Genomic DNA, 1871 nt, shown 5'->3' on the forward strand with positions numbered 1-1871 from the left:
AGCGGGCCGGGGCCAGCATGGCCATGGGCGGGGTGCGGCCCACGCTCATCGACGCGCTGAACTACCGTGGTCACGCCGCCGTGGGTGACGTGGCCGCTTCGGCGCGGGGCATCCGCGAACTGGCCGGGCTGTGGGACCTGTACCCGGAACGGCTGGCCGACGACGCCATTGCAGAGGCCGTGGCGCGCATCCGCGCCGCCGTCATCGATCTGGTGGACGAGGTCAACGCCCGCCCGGTGTACACCATCATGGAACTGTTGCAGGGCAGGGCGGTGGACCCCGCCGCCGTGTACCTGATGGGCGGCCCGGCAAAGGTGATGCAGCCTCTGCTGGCTCCGGCGCTGGGCAAACGGGTGGACGTGCCGGACGATTTCGCCGTGGCCAACGCCATCGGCGCGGCGCTTACCCGCACCACGGCGGAACTGGAACTGTTCGCGGACACCGAAAAGGGCGTGCTGTTCATCCCCACCCTGGGCGTGGAACGCAAGACGGGCCGGGGCTTCGACCTGGAACGGGCCAAGGCGGACGCTCGCGAGGCCCTGCTGGAGCATCTGGCGGGTCTTGGCGTTACCGGCGGCGAGGCGGCGGTGGAGGTGGTGGAGGCCTCGTCCTTCAACATGGTGGGCGACTACGGCACCGTGGGCCGCAACATTCGCGTGAAATGCCAGGTGCGGCCCGGCATAATGGGTGAGCAGGGCAGCGGCGGCAGGAACGCCTGCGGCTGCAAGCCCTGCGCCGACGAGGCCGGGGCGTGAAGAAGAAATTCTTGAGGGGCGCGATGGGGGCGACATGCCTGCGACGCGCCCGTGTGCTGCTGTGTGCCGGGGCGATCCTGCTGGCCTGCGCCGTGTTGCCGGGCGGGGGGAACTGGAGGGGCGGCGCGGGCAGGGTGCCCTGTGTGCCCTGTGTGCCCTGTGTGATGGATATTGCCGGTGACCTCGTTGTCTCCGGGGCCATGGCCGCCACGGCCAGTGCTGCCGCCAGTGCCGCAGTTGACGGCCCCACGGCGCCGGTGGTTCCGGCACCCAAGGTGGCCGCCCCCAAAGGTCCGTCCGTTCCCGGGGTGTCCGTTCCCGGGGTGCCTGCTCCCGCCAATGCGGTCAGCCCGGCAGCCCCCAAAGGGGCGGTGGTCAAATCCGCGTCAGGGGCCGCACAAGGGCAGGGACAGGGCAAGACACGGACCCACGGCGAACCCTCCCTTTCCGACATGATCGGCCAGATGCTCATGGTGGGTTTTCGCGGGGCAGAGGCGCAGGCCGTTGCCGCACGCGCGGGTGATGTGCTGAGGCTGGGCGGTCTGATGCAGCCGCTCTTTCCCGTAGCGGCCAACGCGACGAAGGCGGGTGCAGCCAGGGCCGCTGCACCAGGCGCCTCCGCGTCCGTCACATCGGACACCTCTGGCACATCCCCCACATCCGGAACCTACGGCGTGAACGAGGTGCTGGACGACATCCGCGCCGGGCGTGTGGGCGGGGTCATCCTGTTCGACCGCGACGTGACCACCCGCAGTCCGGAACGCAACATCATTTCCCCCAAGCAGGTGCGCGCGCTGTCCGCCGCGATGCAGGCCGCCGCCGGGGCATCCCCCGCCGGGCTGCCGCTGTTCGTGGCCGTGGACCAGGAAGGCGGGCGGGTGCAGCGGCTGAAGCCGGAACGCGGCTTCACCCAGTATCCCCCGGCGCGGCAGTTGGGGCAGGGCACAACGGGCGAAACCCGGCTGCGCGCCGTGGCCATGGGCCGCGAACTGGGCGACGTGGGGGTGAACCTGAATTTCGCGCCGGTGGTGGACGTGGACGTGAACCCGGACAGCCCGGCCATCGGCAGGCTGGGGCGGGCCTACGGGCGCGACCCGCGCGCGGTGGCGGCCCACG

The 1871-nt window shown here is 71.1% G+C and carries 1 protein-coding gene and 1 pseudogene; both read left to right on the forward strand.

Annotated features, from left to right (window positions below; all coding sequences use genetic code 11):
• Positions 1-755, forward strand: a pseudogene (locus FVW20_RS13930) (hydantoinase/oxoprolinase family protein); the annotation flags it as partial.
• A gap of 164 nt (positions 756-919) precedes the next feature.
• Positions 920-1871, forward strand: a 952-nt coding sequence (locus tag FVW20_RS13935; protein ID WP_307831545.1) for a glycoside hydrolase family 3 N-terminal domain-containing protein, incomplete at its 3' end; no start/stop codon positions are given.

The sequence above is a fragment of the Nitratidesulfovibrio oxamicus genome (assembly GCF_015731765.1).
In the GTDB taxonomy this organism is placed as follows: Bacteria; Desulfobacterota; Desulfovibrionia; order Desulfovibrionales; family Desulfovibrionaceae; genus Cupidesulfovibrio; species Cupidesulfovibrio oxamicus.